General features: G+C 38.0%; 14 protein-coding genes. 7 read left to right on the top strand and 7 right to left on the bottom strand.

Going from position 1 to position 17,370, the window contains the following annotated elements:
- Positions 1-22 precede the first annotated feature (22 nt).
- From Q3Y49_RS06365 to Q3Y49_RS06345, 5 genes are read right to left on the bottom strand one after another with little or no spacing between them, the layout of a single operon-like run.
- Positions 23-601 carry a non-canonical purine NTP diphosphatase gene (locus Q3Y49_RS06365; RefSeq protein ID WP_303271451.1) on the bottom strand — a complete coding sequence of 193 codons (579 nt, stop codon included), beginning with the start codon at positions 599-601 and terminating at the stop codon, positions 23-25.
- 19 nt (positions 602-620) lie between these two features.
- Positions 621-1,148 carry an FKBP-type peptidyl-prolyl cis-trans isomerase gene (locus tag Q3Y49_RS06360; RefSeq protein ID WP_303271450.1) on the bottom strand — a complete coding sequence of 176 codons (528 nt, stop codon included), beginning with the start codon at positions 1,146-1,148 and terminating at the stop codon, positions 621-623.
- A complete protein-coding gene (locus Q3Y49_RS06355; protein WP_303271449.1) occupies positions 1,141-1,680 on the bottom strand; it encodes an FKBP-type peptidyl-prolyl cis-trans isomerase in 540 nt (179 codons plus the stop codon). The genes Q3Y49_RS06360 and Q3Y49_RS06355 overlap by 8 nt, the downstream gene beginning before the upstream one ends.
- Before the next feature lies 1 nt (position 1,681).
- Entirely contained in the window at positions 1,682-2,614 is a 933-nt protein-coding gene (locus Q3Y49_RS06350; protein WP_303271448.1) for an FKBP-type peptidyl-prolyl cis-trans isomerase, read from the bottom strand.
- Positions 2,601-3,644, bottom strand: coding sequence for a DHH family phosphoesterase (locus Q3Y49_RS06345; RefSeq protein WP_303271447.1), 1,044 nt, complete (start codon positions 3,642-3,644; stop codon positions 2,601-2,603). Before Q3Y49_RS06345 ends, Q3Y49_RS06350 begins: the two co-directional genes overlap by 14 nt.
- A gap of 194 nt (positions 3,645-3,838) precedes the next feature.
- On the opposite strand from Q3Y49_RS06345, the gene Q3Y49_RS06340 reads away from it, so the two are divergent.
- Positions 3,839-4,258, top strand: a complete 420-nt coding sequence (locus Q3Y49_RS06340; RefSeq protein WP_303271446.1) for a nucleoside-diphosphate kinase — start codon at positions 3,839-3,841, stop codon at positions 4,256-4,258.
- A 66-nt stretch (positions 4,259-4,324) separates the two neighbouring features.
- Here Q3Y49_RS06340 and Q3Y49_RS06335 read toward each other — a convergent pair whose 3' ends face one another.
- On the bottom strand, positions 4,325-4,648 hold the full coding sequence (locus Q3Y49_RS06335) for a hypothetical protein (protein WP_303271445.1): 324 nt from the start codon (positions 4,646-4,648) through the stop codon (positions 4,325-4,327).
- A gap of 186 nt (positions 4,649-4,834) precedes the next feature.
- Here Q3Y49_RS06335 and Q3Y49_RS06330 point away from each other — a divergent pair, with 186 nt between their 5' ends.
- The 5 genes from Q3Y49_RS06330 (at position 4,835) to Q3Y49_RS06310 (ending at position 15,072) form a co-directional block, all read left to right on the top strand.
- The gene (locus tag Q3Y49_RS06330; RefSeq protein ID WP_303271444.1) at positions 4,835-6,595 is read left to right on the top strand and encodes an AMP-dependent synthetase/ligase; all 1,761 of its coding nucleotides are present in this window, start codon (positions 4,835-4,837) and stop codon (positions 6,593-6,595) included.
- A 458-nt stretch (positions 6,596-7,053) separates the two neighbouring features.
- Positions 7,054-8,169, top strand: coding sequence for a PQQ-dependent sugar dehydrogenase (locus Q3Y49_RS06325; RefSeq protein ID WP_303271443.1), 1,116 nt, complete (start codon positions 7,054-7,056; stop codon positions 8,167-8,169).
- A gap of 225 nt (positions 8,170-8,394) precedes the next feature.
- Positions 8,395-12,918 carry a glutamate synthase large subunit gene (gene gltB / locus Q3Y49_RS06320; protein ID WP_303271442.1) on the top strand — a complete coding sequence of 1,508 codons (4,524 nt, stop codon included), beginning with the start codon at positions 8,395-8,397 and terminating at the stop codon, positions 12,916-12,918.
- Between the two features lies 1 nt (position 12,919).
- Positions 12,920-14,383 (top strand): glutamate synthase subunit beta, encoded by a 1,464-nt coding sequence (locus Q3Y49_RS06315; protein WP_303271441.1) that lies wholly within the window; start codon positions 12,920-12,922, stop codon positions 14,381-14,383.
- Between the two features lie 290 nt (positions 14,384-14,673).
- Positions 14,674-15,072, top strand: a complete 399-nt coding sequence (locus Q3Y49_RS06310) for a SpoIIAA family protein (protein ID WP_303271440.1) — start codon at positions 14,674-14,676, stop codon at positions 15,070-15,072.
- 31 nt (positions 15,073-15,103) lie between these two features.
- On the opposite strand, the gene Q3Y49_RS06305 is transcribed toward Q3Y49_RS06310, so the two are convergent.
- A complete protein-coding gene (locus Q3Y49_RS06305; RefSeq protein WP_303271439.1) occupies positions 15,104-15,577 on the bottom strand; it encodes a hypothetical protein in 474 nt (157 codons plus the stop codon).
- Positions 15,578-15,754: 177 nt separating this feature from the next.
- On the opposite strand from Q3Y49_RS06305, the gene Q3Y49_RS06300 reads away from it, so the two are divergent.
- Positions 15,755-17,038, top strand: coding sequence for an acetyl-CoA hydrolase/transferase family protein (locus Q3Y49_RS06300; RefSeq protein ID WP_303271438.1), 1,284 nt, complete (start codon positions 15,755-15,757; stop codon positions 17,036-17,038).
- Positions 17,039-17,370 lie beyond the last annotated feature (332 nt).

The following is a 17,370-nucleotide window of genomic DNA, read 5'->3' as shown; positions in this document are numbered from 1 at the left end:
AAACTACAGTTTTATACTGTTTTTATGAATTTGTTTTTAAAAATTCGACCAATTTTTTGACTGCTATTGATCGGTGGGAAATATTGTTCTTTTCCTCCAGACTCATTTGTGCAAATGTTTGAGAATAACCTTTTGGGATAAATATAGGATCATAGCCAAAGCCTTTATCCCCATTATGTCTTCTTGCGATTTCTCCTTCTGCAATTCCTTCGAAAAAGTGTTTTTGATTGTTAATAAAGGCACAAATCACTGTTCGAAATCGTGCCCGTCTATTGGGCGAACCTTCCAGCCTACTTAATAAAAGTGACATATTATCCTGATCTGATCGTTGAGGGCCTGCATATCGGGCTGAGAAAACGCCTGGCTCGCTATTCAAAGCTTCCACTTCAAGGCCCGTATCATCTGCAAAACAATTGATATTATAGTTATCGAAAATGTATTCGGCTTTTTGTTGAGCGTTACCCTCCAAAGTGCTTTGATCTTCTCTTAGTTCCTCATGACATCCTATATCCTTCAGTCCTAGCAGTTCAAATTTTTCTCCTAAGAGCTGAGAGACTTCCTTGATCTTATTGGGATTATTAGTTGCAAAACACAGTTTCATAACATTACGCTAATCTCTATTAATAACTATTTAATCTAACGCGAAACTCAATGTTTTCACCATCAGGGATACTACTAGGAACTGTATTGCTAATACCTCTATTGATAAGAAGCTCTCCAGGTATAAATAGTCTGTAATCAGCATTTCTATTCATCAAACTGATAGCTATCTTAAAACCTACTACCACTTGATTCGATCTCAAGGAGAAATCTGTTCCTATTCCCGAAATAAAAGTTTCATCTTCACCTAGTACCCTGCCCTCGTAATCCACTGAAACGCCAGAACAAAAATCTGGAGAATTGCCTTCTCCCGACTCAAGCACTGAGTACCTGATTCCTGAAGAATGAGTTTGGTATTCAATCCCTTCTGATTCTAAAAAACTCTCTATTTCCTGGATTTGTTGTTCTAACCTTGTTTGGTCTGCTGAATTTTCAGGTATTTGATTGCATTGAACTTCCGACTGGCAAGAAAAAATACCAACAAATAAAACAGTAAAAATGCTGATTGATAATAGATTTTTGATCATTACAAATGATAATTTATTCATTGATGCTCACTAATTCAACTTCAAAAAGTAATACTTCATTGGCGGGAATGGATCCGCTCCCTCGTGGTCCGTAAGCCAAGTATGACGGTAAAATCAAAGTTGCCTTTCCACCTTCATTTATCAATTTTAATCCTACATCCCATCCTAAAATTACCTGACGCTGCCCTAATGTAAAACTGAAGGGTTCATAAGTTCTAGATTCACTGAAAATCTCTGCATCTTTTGCAACTGATTCAATAGAGGTATCGAACACCTTTCCATTTAGAAATTTCCCGACATAGTTTACTGATATATTCTGCCCGTTTTCTGGTTCTCCTCCTGCTCCCTGCTCTTCAATAATATAAAATAAGTCATATGAGGTCAGTCTCTCAGCAGTTAGATTATTATCCTCAAGATATTCCTCAATAAGTAGAACATCTTCTGCCAACTGTTCTTCTGGACATTCTCCGTAAGTATTCTCACATTCCTCCTCGCAGGATGAAAACAGGACTGTAACTAGCCCCGTCATCATCAATAACAATATTTTTTTCATATTATTTTACCTCCACTAGCTCAACGTCAAAAATCAATGGACTGTTTGGTGGAATTCTACGACCTGAACCTCTTTGACCATAAGCTAAACCTGATGGAATATAAAATGTGGCTTTACTACCTTCGTTCAACAACATTAGTCCTTCATCCCATCCAGCGATCACTTGCCTTTTACCAATAGGAAAACTAAATGGTGAATAAGTGCGGTTTTCGTTGTAAACCCCTGCTTCCTGTGCAAGTTCTTCATACGAAGTATCGAAAACGGTTCCGTCCATCAATTTGCCAACATAGTTCACACTTACAGAATCACCTTGTTGCGGCTGTTCACCACTACCTTCTTGGGTAACGATGTAGAATAAACCTGACTCAGTTCTATTAGCTTCAATATTATTTTGTGCCAAGAAGTCTTTAATTAATTGATCATCAATTCCTTTTTGCTCCTCGGCCTTTTTCTGCATTTCTTCCATGGCTTCCACTCTCTTTTGCTGTTGCCACTCCATGAAACCAGCAGTATCTAATTTTTCCAATGTTTTCGCAAATACTGTCAATCTCTCAGCTTTGTCTTTATCCTGAGAAATGGGCTGTCTGAAGCCTTCAGTCAATACCTGACTTGCAGACAACTTAGTTTTTATGCTATCTCCTATTTGCAATTCCTTCAAAATAGAGAATAATGGGCCTCTAGTTGAGAGTATCGAATCATTAATTTGGACAGGCAACTCGCCATCTCTTTCACTATCAATCATCACTGAATCTTTGCTATCGACAATTTTGATGGAGAAAATAGCAAAATCGCCTTCTTCAAAACTTCCGCCTTCTCCTGACTCAATTAGGACATATTCTACACCATCTTCTGTCTTTTCTTGCTTTTGACTATCACATGCTACTATAAGTATAAGTGATAATAATCCGAATGCCAGATTTTTAAAATTGTTCATAAACTTCTATTTTTTCTCTGTTTTTTAATTGTTTAGCGTATTTTTTAATTATTTTTTCGAATAATTTGACGGTCTCAGACAAGCTCATATTTACTTTTCCGCCTGCCGCATTTTTATGACCACCACCCTTAAAGTATTCTCCAGCTAGGGTATTCACTTCAAAATCACCAATAGACCTTAGCGAAAGTTTCGTTCCATCTTCTGTTTCAGTAAAAAGTGCGGCCATCGTAATACCATCAACCGATAATGCATAATTTACTAATCCCTCTGTATCTCCGTTTTTCGAATTGAATTTCTCCAAATCTTCCATAGAAATAGCGAAATAAGCTGCATGTTCATTTTCAAATACCGTAAGTCTTTCACTCAGGGCAAAACCTAAGAATTTTAAACGATCCAAGGAGTTGGTATCGTATATCAATCTAGAAACTTCTGAATTATTTGCTCCTAAGCTTATCAACTCTGCCACAATCTCATGTACTTCCTGAGTTGTATTTGGATGTTTAAAAGATCCGGTATCAGTCATAATACCCGCATATAAGCAATCCGCAGTATCACTATCAACTTGCTCCTTATCACCAAAAAGTTTTATTAATTTGAAAATTAACTGAGCAGTTGAAGCTGAATCTACATCATGATATGCGTATTCTGCAAAATCTTCTGGATCACGATGGTGGTCTATTAGAACTTTATCTGCTTTAGAGGCCCTAACCGCATCCCCAAGTTCATTTATCCGATTAAGATTGGAAAAATCTAAGCAAAAAATAAGATCCGCCTCTGCTACTAGCTTTTTTGCTTTCTCCTCATTCCCATTCTCATTGAAGACCATAACTTGGTCATTACCCTTCATCCAATTTAGGAATTTGGGATAATCTGTAGGTGTTATCACCGTAGCAGTATGTCCTGTTTTAATTAAGTAATTATAGATTCCCAAGCTACTACCCAATGCATCAGCATCTGGCTTTTGGTGAGTAGTAATTACAATATTCTGAGGGTTTTCTAAGACCTCCTTTAATTTTAAAATATCCTGCATGAATCAGATTAACCCTAGTGGGATTAAATTGATTTGCAAAGTTGATAAGAAAATCATGAAAAACAAACGCCTAAATAGCTGAGCGTTTGATGAAATCAGGAATTCATGTGCAGTTTAAGGAAATATAATATTTCATATCAGATTAATCCCTTAAATTTGCAGCTCAAAATATTTAACTCAATAAAATTAATACAATGGCTGGAAACAGAACATTTACGATGATCAAGCCCGATGCAGTGGGTGAGAACAACATAGGCGCAATTACAAAAATGATAGAGGAAGGTGGATTCCGAATTGTTTCTATGAAAATGACAAAATTAAGCGAAGAGAGAGCTGGACAGTTTTATGCAGTTCATAAAGAGCGTCCTTTCTACAAAGATTTGGTTGCTTATATGTCTGGTGGCAATATAGTAGCTATGATTTTGGAAAAAGAGAATGCTGTTGAAGATTTCAGAAAATTAATTGGAGCTACCAATCCTGCTGATGCCGCTGAAGGAACGATTAGGAAAATATTTGCTTCATCTATTGAAGCAAATGCAGTTCACGGTTCTGATTCAGACGAAAATGCACAAATCGAAGGAAGTTTCTTCTTTGCTGATATCGAAAAGTTTTAAGAAATCGACCTTTTTTCTACTGAAATGAATGGAGGCATCTGTTAGCTAACGGGTGCCTTTTTTTAATTAATTAGTTACGATCTCCGATGCCGCTGGAGAATCAAAAATTTCTTTGAAGCTATATCTGTAAATTACTTGAAAAAGGATATTGTAGGACATAGAAGACATAGAGCTGGGAGCATTGTTTCTATCCTGACTCAGGCTATCTTTAACGATTGCTTGTTCTTTCAATGCATTTAAAGAATCAGTTTTTTCGCACTTCTTTTTTTCGGGCTCTGCTTCAACCTTTTCCTTCTCTTTTTTCTCATCTTTCTCCTTGGCCGAAACATCAAATGCATAAAATGAAGCGAGTATTAAAATGATAATACCGGTTTTTTTGTGATTTAACATGGTTATTACATTTTGATGTTACCAAATATATTGAATAAATATGAATTTATACTAACAACCTATTGAGAACTTCTAATTAACTGTAAGGTTTCAATCAATCTTTTACCAAAAGTAAAAATTTTCTTTTGTCTGCATGGCAATAGCTCTATTTTCAATTATATTAATGAAAAATTATACCAATTCACTATGGAACCTACTCGACTGTTTGATTTATTAAGCTACCAAAAAGCTAATAATCCACTAAATGACACCTTTTCCTATAAATATGAAGGGAAATGGAAAAATTACAGCATTGATGAAGTGATCAACATAGTTGATTCCATTTCTAGAGGATTTATAAAGTTAGGCTTGGCCAAAAATGATAAAGTAGGGATAGTCTCTTCCAATAGACCTGAATGGAATTTTATTGATTTGGCGCTGCAGCAGATTGGGGCCGTGAGTGTGCCCATGTACCCTACTATAACACCAAAAGACTATAAATTTATCTTTGAAGATTCCGGATTAAAATATGTTTTTGCCGAAGACCAGGAGCTTTATGATAAAGTGAAAAAGGCTTCGGAAGGGTTATCTTTTATTAAAAACATATATTCCTATGAAAATTTAGCAGGCGTACCGCATTGGACAGAACTTAAAGAAAGTGGTGAAAATGATGAGACTGATCTACAACCTTATAGAGATGCAGTTGAACCGGAAGATCTAGTGACCTTAATATATACTTCCGGAACTACAGGGAATCCAAAAGGCGTCATGTTGACCCACAATAATGTGTTAAGTAATGCGAAAGCAGTCAACGAAAATTTAAACGTGGATGGCATCAGAAAATCTTTGAGCTTTCTACCGCTTTGTCACATATTTGAAAGAACCAGTGTTTATTTCTACTTATACAGAGGTGTAGCAGTTTATTATGCCGAAAGTCTAGAGAAAATTGGTGATAATTTAAAAGAGGTTCAGCCGGATATGTTCACCACTGTTCCTAGACTACTGGAAAAAATCTATGATAAGATAGTGGCTAAAGGAATGGAACTTTCGGGCATCAAAAAATCCATGTTCTTTTGGGCCTTAAACCTCGGACATAAATACGATCGAAATAAAAACCAAGGGGGCTGGTACAACTTTCAACTTAAATTAGCGAATAAGCTTATTTTCAGTAAATGGAGAGAAGCGGTTGGTGGTAACATCAAACTAATCGCATCTGGTGGCGCTGCATTACAGCCAAGATTGGCTACAATTTTCTGGTCCGCACAAATTCCTGTTTTAGAGGCTTATGGTTTGACAGAAACTTCTCCAGGAATTGCTTTCAATAGATACAATAAAGAAGATATGTTGATTGGAACCGTTGGCCCAGCACTGCCAGGAGTAGAAATAAAAATTGCGGAAGATGGAGAAGTTTTGGCAAAGGGTCCTAATATCATGAAAGGATATTATAATCAACCAGAAAAAACTGATGAGGTGATAGACAAAGATGGCTGGTTCCATACCGGAGATATTGGGGAAATGGTCAATGGTAAGTTCCTCAAAATTACTGATCGCAAGAAAGAGATGTTTAAAACATCAGGTGGAAAATATGTTGCGCCACAATATATAGAAAACAAACTCAAAGAATCAACACTCATAGAAATGGCCATGGTCGTTGGCGATGGACAAAAATTCCCGGGAGCATTGATTGTTCCTAATTTTGAAGCCTTGAGGGAGTGGTGCCATCATAAAGGCATAGCTTATTCCTCCGATACAGATATGGTAAAGCAACAAATCATTTTAGATAAATTTCAAAAAGAAGTAGATAAAGCCAATGAGCAGTTTGCTCAATATGAAAAAATCAAAAAAACGGTTCTAATGCCAAAAGCTTGGACGGTCGAAAATCATGAGCTTACGGCTAAACTGAGCTTAAAAAGAAAGATAATAGAAAACAATTATCAACAAGAAATTGAGAGTATTTATAAGGATTAAGTATTTCTGCTGTTTTGAATAGTGATATATTTCGCCCTTTCAGGGCTAAGAGGTTGCTTTTGGTTCTATGCACAGGGCTTCATCCTGTGTTAGAATATTGGGTCCTTTCAGGACTTAAAGGTCAAATGCCATTTAATTAGTGGGAGGATGTTTAAAAATCCTGTTTTTTAAAGGAAATATTTAGTGCTACTTTGTTACATTTTATGCTTTTGCCCATAGCTGTCAGGTTTCAACAATATGACTTGCTTGGTCAAGTAGGACAAACATCTAATTGATAAAGAAGGGATGTTATATCGAAGCGTAGGGCTTCACCCTACGCTAAATAAGTTAAATTCAATCCAGCCCTAAAAGAGCGAAATATTATGTGGTGTCAAGACATAAGTTTTCTGACTCTTCCATCCTCACCCAACATTATCCACTTAAAACGGTATAATACATCATACCAAAAATCATTAACTATGAAAAAATCGATTTTTATACCTGCACTATTATTCAGCATGTCAGTCGTCATATCTTGTCAGGCTGAACCGGAAAAGAAAACGGCTGCTACTGAATTTGAGACCATAACTATTGCAGATGGATTGAATAATCCTTGGGGTATGACTTGGCTACCCGATGGCAGAATGCTAGTTACTGAAATAAAAGGAGAGATATTAATAATTGAAGGTGATAAATATAATGGCAAAAAACTCAATGGAGTTCCTGAAGTTTATGCAAATAATCAAGGCGGTTTATTAGACATTCAAGTACATCCGGACTATGAGAGCAACGGCTGGATCTACTTCAGTTTCTCTAAGCCAGGCGATGGTGGTGGAAGCACTGCCATTATGAGAGCAAAATTAGATGGAAATAACTTAGTCAATAAAGAATTGATATATGAATCATTTCCTAAAACCCGATCTGGTGTCCATTTCGGTTCCCGTATAGATTTTAAAGATGGCTATATATTTTTTACTATTGGTGAAAGAGGAGAAATGGATAATGCGCAATCAGTAGGTAACCCATTTGGGAAAGTTCACCGGCTTCATGAAAACGGAGATGTTCCGGAAGATAATCCATTTGTTCAGATCCCTGATGCCGTAAAAAGTATTTGGAGCTATGGACACAGAAACCCTCAAGGTATGCAATTTCGTCCTGAAACTGGTGAGCTTTGGGCTCATGAACATGGACCAAAAGGCGGAGATGAATTAAATATTGTGCAAAAAGCCAAAAATTATGGCTGGCCCGAAATTAGTTATGGAATAGATTATGATGGTAGCATAATTACAGATGAAACCAAGAAAGAAGGAATGATGCAACCCGTTCATTATTGGGATCCATCGATAGCTCCTTGCGGGATGACTTTTGTGACTAGTGAACGTTATCCCGAGTGGGAAAACAACATATTGATGGGCTCACTCAAATTTAGATACTTAAATAGAGTTGTTTTGGATGAGGAAGGAAATTATGTGAAGGAAGAGAAACTATTAGAAGGCATTGGCAGAGTAAGACATGTTGCTGAAAGTCCCGATGGATTTATTTATGTTGCCGTAGAAGGACCAGGGAAAATCATTAAACTTATGCCAAAAAAATAATTCTTCTTTAGCTCCCCATTAAAACAGTCCTATTTCGCTCAAAATGCATAGGACTGTTTTTTTATGTTTACTTTTAAAAATCTATTTCCAAGCTAAATTTGCATTTAAAATTTGCTTAGTGTAAATTAGACACTAAGTATCTACACTAAATTCCATCAATTATTACTTTTTTGGATTAGTATTTATCAGTAAATTATATTTTACAATTGACTGACAATCAAATTTATGCACAATAATTCTCTTTACAATTCGGCTTTTGAACATGATGCCTGCGGGATAGGCACAATTGTTAACATTAATGGAAAAAAAGAATTTCAACTTATTCAAGATGCTTTGGATATGTTGGAAAACATGGAACATCGCGGTGGAACAGGTGCTGACAAGCAAACTGGCGATGGTGCAGGAATCATGTTGCAAATTGATGAGCATTTCATCAAGTGGACCTCCGAAGATGCCAATATTTCATATGAAAAAAATCAGCCCGTAGGCACAGGTATATTCTTCTTTCCTAAAATGACAAAAGTTGCAGATGAATGTAAAGCTGTATTGCATAGTCATGCACAGGAGTTAGGATTAAAAATATTGGGCTACAGAGCAATTCCAGTTAACGAAAAAGTACCGGGAGCAGGTGCAAAACCAGTAGAACCACTAATCGAGCAGGTATTTATCCAAGCAGAAAGCCAAATGTCTTCTGTTGAACTGGAGCGAAAGCTGTTTGTATTAAGAAATTATAGTACCCATTTCATTGGTCATAACGTGCAAGGAAACAATAAAGCATTTTATGTGTGTAGCCTTTCAACCAATACCGTTATTTATAAAGGTCAATTAAGGACCAACCAATTAAGAGAGTATTTTGATGATTTGAGAGATGAAAGATTCAAATCTGCATTTGCCATTATTCATTCAAGGTTCTCGACCAATACTTTCCCAAACTGGAAACTGGCGCAGCCTTTCCGTTTTATAGCTCACAACGGAGAAATCAATACTATAAGAGGAAATGTGACCAAAATGAAATCGAAAGAAGCCAATTTCGATTCCAAAGTCTTTACAGATCAGGATTTAGAAAAATTATTACCCGTTACCAATCCAGAGCATTCGGATTCTGCAAATTTGGATGGTATTGTTGAAATGTTGGTATTGGACGGAAGACCTTTAGAGCATGTTCTGATGATGTTGGTTCCGGAAGCATGGCAAGACAATAGCATGATGGATAAAGATCGTAAAGCTTTTTATAAGTATCATGCTTCTATCATGGAGCCTTGGGATGGACCAGCGGCCTTGATCTTTACTGATGGTAAAAAAGTAGGAGCGACCTTAGATAGAAATGGATTACGTCCTTCCAGATTCTGCATTACCAAAAGCGGCCGACTGATAGTTTCGTCAGAAGCAGGTGCCTTAGCAGTTGCATCAGATGATGTGATTCAAAAAGGAAGACTGCAGCCTGGAAAAATGCTGATGGCAGATATAGAACAGCAAAAAGTACTATTTGATGAGGAAATTAAATATGGAGTTACATCCAATAAATCCTATCAAGATTGGATAATTGCGCACAGAGTAAAACTAAGAAACTTACCAGTTCCTGAAATCAAAACTGAAAAAATCTCGGGCGATATACTTTTGAGAAAACAGAAAGCATATGGATATACTTCTGAAGAACTAAAAGTAATTTTAGCAGATATGGCAGTTCGTGCAACCGAACCCATTGGGTCAATGGGTGCCGATACTCCCTTGGCTATTTTGAGTAAGCAAAGTCAGCACATAGCCAATTATTTCAAACAGCTTTTTGCACAGGTGAGCAATCCGCCAATTGATCCAATTCGAGAACGAATGGTGATGTCTTTATTTACCCGCGTGGGAGAGAGTCTAAATATTTTAGAGGAAACCCCTGCTCATGCAAAGCAAGTTCATATTTCCCAACCTGTGCTGCTAGATTCGGATATTGCCAAATTCATGTATTTAAAAGATATCGGTTTTGAGTATGAAATTATTGATTGCGTTTTCAAAGCTGATGGTGAAGCGGGAAGATTAGAGGAAGGAATAAATACTATTTGTGCAAAAGCAGAAGAAGCGGCCAATAACGGAAAAGTGGTTCTAATCCTGTCTGATAAGAATATAGATGTAAATCATGCTGCTATCCCTTCTTTGATCTCAACAGGAGCTGTGCATCAGCATTTAGTGAAGAAGAATTTAAGAACTAAAACGGGACTCATCATAGAGGCTGGTGATGTTCGTGAAACGCACCATTTTGCTACCATCATTGGTTACGGGGCAAGTGCCATTAATCCATATTTAGCTATCAAATCCATTGAAGATTTACATGATAAAAAGCTTTTGGGTGAGGATATTAGTAAAGAAGAAGCTGTTGCCAACTATCAAACTGCTATTGGTTATGGGTTATTGAAAATCTTATCCAAAATGGGCATCAGCACTTTGCAATCTTATCAAAGTGCCCAGATTTTTGAAGCTTTAGGCCTGCATTCTACAGTAATTGAAAAATGTTTTACGGGTACTATATCAAGAATTGAAGGTATAGATTTTGATGGACTAGCACGCGAAGTTTTAGTGAGACATTTACAAGCCTTCCCTCAAAATGAACATGTGAAAAAAGGATTGGAAGTCGGTGGTGTCTACCAATGGAAATTGAGAGGTGAAAAACACCTTTTCAATCCAGAAACTATCCATTTATTGCAACATTCAACAAAGACAGCCAATTTCTCATTGTATAAAAAATATGCATCTAAAATTAATGATCAAGTAAAAGATACACTAACCTTAAGAGGGCTATTTGATTTCAAAAAACGAGTTCCCATTTCTCTATCAGAAGTGGAACCAGCGGACAAAATCATGAAAAGGTTCGCCACCGGAGCCATGTCTTTTGGTTCTATTTCCCATGAAGCGCATTCTACATTAGCTATTGCCATGAATAGAATTGGTGCAAAAAGTAATAGTGGAGAAGGGGGAGAAGATGAAGTTCGGTTTGAGGTTAAATCCAATGGCGATTGGGAACGCTCTGCTATCAAGCAAGTAGCTTCAGGTAGATTTGAGGTGACCAGTTACTACTTGACAAATGCTGACGAGTTACAAATTAAAATGGCGCAAGGGGCCAAGCCCGGAGAAGGTGGCCAGTTACCTGGACACAAAGTGGATGAATGGATCGGAAGAGTAAGACATTCCACACCAGGAGTAGGATTGATTTCACCTCCTCCACATCATGACATTTATTCTATTGAAGATTTAGCACAACTCATCTTTGATTTAAAAAATGCCAATCGAGCTGCAAGAATTAATGTAAAATTAGTTTCTCAAGCCGGAGTTGGCACTGTGGCAGCGGGTGTTTCCAAAGCCAATGCAGATGTTGTTTTGATCTCGGGTGCTGATGGCGGAACTGGTGCATCTCCCTTAAGTTCAATCCGTCACGCGGGTTTGCCGTGGGAATTAGGATTAGCTGAAGCCCACCAAACCTTGGTGAAAAATAACTTAAGAAGTCGAATAACAGTACAAACCGATGGCCAGATGCGAACGGGGAGAGATTTGGCTATTGCAACTTTACTAGGCGCAGAAGAATGGGGGATTTCTACTGCTGCATTGGTAGTAGAAGGCTGTATCATGATGAGAAAATGTCATACCAATACCTGTCCTGTGGGTGTTGCCACGCAAAATCCTGAACTTAGAAAATTGTTCACAGGTGACCCTGAACATGTGGTGAATTTCTTCAAATTCCTGACTGAGGATTTACGGGAAATCATGGCCCAGCTGGGCTTTAAAACCATTGAGGAAATGGTTGGACATTCAGAGGTGCTTAAAATCAGAAATGATGTACCGTTCTGGAAACTGAAAGACTTGGATTTAAGCCCAATTCTATATCAGGAAAATATCCCTGAACAAGTGGGGGTTTTCAAGCAAATTGAACAAGAACATGAATTAGAGGAAGTGTTGGATTGGAAATTACTGGAAACTGCCAAAGAGGCAATGGAAAACCAGAAGCCCGTAACTGCCACTTTCCCAATTCGAAATATCAATAGAGCAGTTGGCGCTATTTTATCTAACGAAATCAGTAAAAAATATAAAGGAGAAGGACTTCCTGAAGATACAATCCGATACAAATTTGAAGGTTCTGCCGGGCAGAGTTTTGGTGCATTCTTAGCGAATGGAGTGACATTTGAGATAGAAGGTGAATCCAATGACTATTACGGAAAAGGACTATCAGGAGGAAAACTAATTATTTATCCTCCTGAAAATTCCGATTTCGATGCTTCAGAAAACATTATCATTGGAAATGTAGCCTTTTACGGAGCTACCTCAGGTTATGCTTACATCAACGGGATGGCTGGAGAACGATTTGCGGTGAGAAATTCAGGCGTTAGCGCTGTAGTGGAAGGCGTTGGAGATCATGCCTGTGAATATATGACTGGTGGAAGAGTAGTTGTTCTCGGTGAAACTGGGAAAAACTTTGCAGCCGGCATGAGCGGTGGTATTGCTTATATCTTAGATGAAAAACAAGCATTTGAAGACAACTGCAATAAAGCAATGGTAGGTTTGGAAAGCCCCTCAGAAGAAGATGTAGAAGAATTGAAAACGCTTATAAGCTACCATGCACAGGCAACCGGAAGCCAAAAAGCAGATCGAATACTGGATAATTTTGCAGAATATCTTCCAAAATTTATCAAGGTAATTCCTCATGATTTCAAACGCATATTAGAGGCTAAAAAGGCCGAGGAACAAAAAGAGAATGAAAAAATTGTAGCATAATATGGGACAACAAGACGGATTTTTAAAATTTGATAGGGAGTTGCCCGATAGCAGATCCCCAAAAAAAAGAGTTGAAGATTTCAAGGAAATATATCAACCCTTCCCTGAGGTGAAAACCAAAAAGCAGGCAGCAAGATGTATGGATTGTGGCATTCCATTTTGTCATTCTGGTTGCCCTTTGGGCAATATCATTCCTGAGTTTAATGATGCGGTTTACCGCGAAAACTGGGAAGAAGCAGCCGACATTTTATATTCTACCAATAACTTCCCTGAATTTACAGGAAGAATTTGTCCTGCCCCATGCGAAGCAAGTTGCGTATTGGGCATTAATAAACCGGCTGTGGCTATAGAACATATTGAAAAAACGATAGCTGAAAAAGCATATGAACTAGGTTACATAAAAGCAGATCCTCCTAAGACCCGAACAGGGAAAAAGGTAGCTGTGATTGGTTCTGGACCTGCAGGATTAGCTGCTGCAGATCAATTGAACAAAGCAGGTCATTGGGTGACTGTTTTTGAACGAGAATCCAGAATTGGCGGATTATTACGTTATGGAATTCCGGATTTTAAACTGGAGAAGCAATATGTTGAACGCAGAATTAATATCATGGATGAAGAAGGTGTCCGCTTTAAAGTAAATGCGGAAGTGGGTAAAAATATTAATCCGGACATGCTGAAAGATGATTTTGATTCAATTGTGATCTGCACAGGCTCGACCGTTCCTAGAGACTTGCCCATTCCGGGAAGGGAATTAAAAGGAATTGAGTATGCTATGGATTTCTTGACCATGCAAAACAAAGAAGTAGCAGGAGATTCTATTGAAAATAAAATTTCAGCAGAAGGCAAAAATGTAGTAGTGATTGGCGGGGGTGATACCGGTTCAGATTGCATAGGTACATCACACAGACAACATGCCAGCTCCGTTTTACAATTGGAATTAATGCCAAAACCACCTCAAAATAGAGGTGAATCAGATCCTTGGCCCTTATGGCCCATGACTTTACGGACCTCCTCTTCGCATGATGAAGGTGGTGAAAGAAAATGGGGGGTATTAACCAAAGAGTTCAAGGGCAATGAAAAAGGAGAGCTAACCCATATTACTTTGGTGGACATTGAATGGGTAACTCAAGCAGGAAGACAAAACATGCAAGAGATTCAAGGTACTGAAAGAGATGTCCCGTGTGAATTAGCGCTATTGGCCATAGGATTTACGCATCCAGAAAATCATTTGCTTGATAGTCTGGGAGTGAATAAAACTCAAACTGGAACAGTAGAAGCCAATGCATACAAAACGAATGTAGAAAATATCTTTACGGCCGGAGATGCCAGACGAGGTCAGTCTCTGGTTGTCTGGGCTATTTCGGAAGGTAGAGAAGCGGCAAGAGAAGTCGATCAATTTTTAATGGGGAAAACAGAATTGCCTGCTAAAGATGATTCATTCTTCAATGTGGCGGAGTTGAGTTGAGCCCCTTTTGGAAGAATTTATTAAGGCCCGAAGGGCTGACACACCAAAACGTAGAGTTGAAGCCCTACAAATAAAAGTGAGTAGACATTAGCCCTGAAAGTGCGTAATATTACGCCCTTTCAGGGCTTTTTGAGTAAGTCTGTTTGACCACAGGGCTTCACCCTGTTATATAATATTTTGTCCTTTCAGGACTACTTTCATTGTACAGCCGTTATTTTCATTGGGTAATCTCCAATCCAAACCTTTAGTCCTTTTCGTAGTTAAAAACATAATCAGTAAAAAAACCTAAAATGAAGTCTTACGCTATTGTTGATTCTACCCGGATGCCCATAATTACCGTGACCTTCACAGGTGAAAAAAGCACAGATGAAAATTTCCAAATGTATCTGGATGGGGTAGAAAAATGCTATGATGATCGAAAAACCATCGCAATTATTTTTGATGCAAGCAATGCCGTTATTCCAAAATTATCGCACCAAAAGAAGCAAGCAACCTGGCTCAGCCAGCACTGGAAATTAATGCAAAACTACTGTTTGGGTACTGCTTACGTAATCCCAAGCACTGCAATTAGAGCTGTACTGAAAATGATTTTTTCATTTCAAAATCAACCTGTACCCTACAAAATAGTATCTAATCTGGAAGAAGCAGAGTCTTGGATCGAAGAACTGAATCAAATAAGTTCCAAATAAAGAGCCCAGTTTGGTGGATCCTTATCGACTGTCAATTCGAATAATCAACAACTTCAATACGAAAGTAATTAGCTATGGGTTGAGATCTCTCCAAAACTTTTCCTTGATTTTTATCTTCAAATAAGGAAATAGTAGCATTGTCATCAAGTTTCAAAAATGCCTTATAAATCACCTTCTTAAATGTGGAGCTTTGATTAGCCCTGCCATAAAACTTTTGACTCCGTTTAACCTTCTTTATAAATATCTTTTCTGGAGACTCAATCCTTTGCCACTTTCCAAATTTAAAGAAGAACAAGAAAGAGTTGTACTCCCTAAGCTGCTCACCTCTGAAATCAATTCCTGAATATGCAGTAACGATGAATCCTCCCAGCAAAATAAAAACAATACTCGTCCAAATATTAATGGCAGTCAAGGCTATACCCGAAAATAAAAATACATACCCCAGGATTTGAAACTGGAATGGAAATAATAATCCGCTTTTTACATTTAAATAGAGTGTTGACATCTTTAAGAAACTAAAGCCAAAGTCTTCAATATACAGAATATTTCCTAGAATTATCGCCAAGTCACCGAATAAATGAATGTCAAAAAAAACCTGATATTAATCATTATTTTCGGTGGTTTTACTCAATAATACTTATCTTATGGGTAGTAAATTTGCAACTGCAAAACAACAAGAAAAATGGATAATTCATTAAAAATAGTAACTGCACAAGAGGCAGTTTCAACAGTAAAATCCGGAGACAGGGTGTTTATTCAAGGTGCGGCAATGACTCCTGTAACATTAATTGATGCCTTGGCTAATAGACACCAATCTTTGGAAAACGTAGAAGTGATGCATTTGCACACTGAAGGCCGAGCAGCTTACACGGAGGAACCATTCTATAAATCATTCAAAATTAATAGCGCATTTGTAGGTGGAAATGTCAGAAAAGCAATTCAAGCGGGAAGAGGTGATTATATTCCCATTTTCTTAAGTGAGGTGCATTGGCTTTTCAGAAGAAATATTTTACCCTTAGATGTGGCTTTTATTCAAATCTCCACACCTGATCAACATGGGTATTGTTCCTTAGGAGTGTCAGTAGATGTAACGATTCCTGCCATACAAACAGCCAAACTGGTAATTGCACAAGTTAACCCTAATGTACCAAGGACACACGGTGATGGTATTATACACGTAAGTCAAATTGATTATGCCGTTGAAGTAAATGAACCTATACATGGCCATGACATAGTTGTAGCTTCAGAAATAGAGCAAAAAATTGGCGCTCACGTTGCCGGTTTGGTGGAAGACGGAGCTACCTTGCAAATGGGTATAGGAGCGATTCCGAATGCGGCTTTACAAAATTTAGGCAATCATAAAAACCTGGGGATTCATACCGAAATGTTTTCTGATGGAATTCTGCCATTAGTGGAAAGTGGAGTGATCAATGGAAGCAAGAAAGAAGTGAAAACAGGTAAATTAGTAACCTGCTTTGCAGTGGGCTCCCAAAAACTATATGATTTCATGGATGATAATCCGCTAGTGCATATGAAGGAGGCGGCTTATACTAATGACACGGCCATCATTAGAAAAAACCCAAAAGTAACCGCTATTAATTCTGCAATAGAAATTGATTTAACAGGTCAGGTATGTGCTGACACGATTGGAAAAATGCAGTTTTCAGGGGTAGGTGGACAAATGGATTTTATAAGAGGCGCTTCTTTATCTGAAGGAGGGAAGGCTATTATTGCAATGCCGGCAGCTACCAAGAAAGGAGTGAGCAAAATTGTACCATTCTTACAGGAAGGAGCAGGTGTTACCACTACCAGGGCACACGTTCACTATGTAGTAACTGAATATGGAGTGGTGGATTTATATGGCAAGAATTTGAATCAAAGGGCAAAAGCCTTGATTTCGATTGCGCATCCTGACGCGAGGGAGGAATTGGAAAGGGCTGCTTTTGAAAGATTTAAAGCTCACTAAAGCTCTTTTTCTTTGCCCCTAAAGGGGAGATAGGGAACAGTGGGAATGATTTAAGGGCTAGTGGTTTATTTAAGAGTTAAGGAAAGAAGTATTTCGCCCTTCCAGGGCTTGGTTGAATTTTAACTTTTTTAGCGTGGGCTTCACCCCACGCTTATATATGTCATCCCTTCGGGATTTTAATTATATGATTTGAACAGTATTTGCAGACTACTGATGAGGCTTCCAGAACTTAAGTCCTGAAAGGACGACATATTCTAACAAAGCGTGAGGTCTCTGTTCAAGATAAAACTATCTCCAAAACCCTGAAAGGGCGAAATATATGGAGTCTAGTT

Origin of the sequence: Marivirga harenae (assembly GCF_030534335.1) — a bacterium.
Classification (GTDB): Bacteria; Bacteroidota; Bacteroidia; order Cytophagales; family Cyclobacteriaceae; genus Marivirga; species Marivirga harenae.
This window is presented reverse-complemented; position numbering and strand designations above follow the sequence as displayed.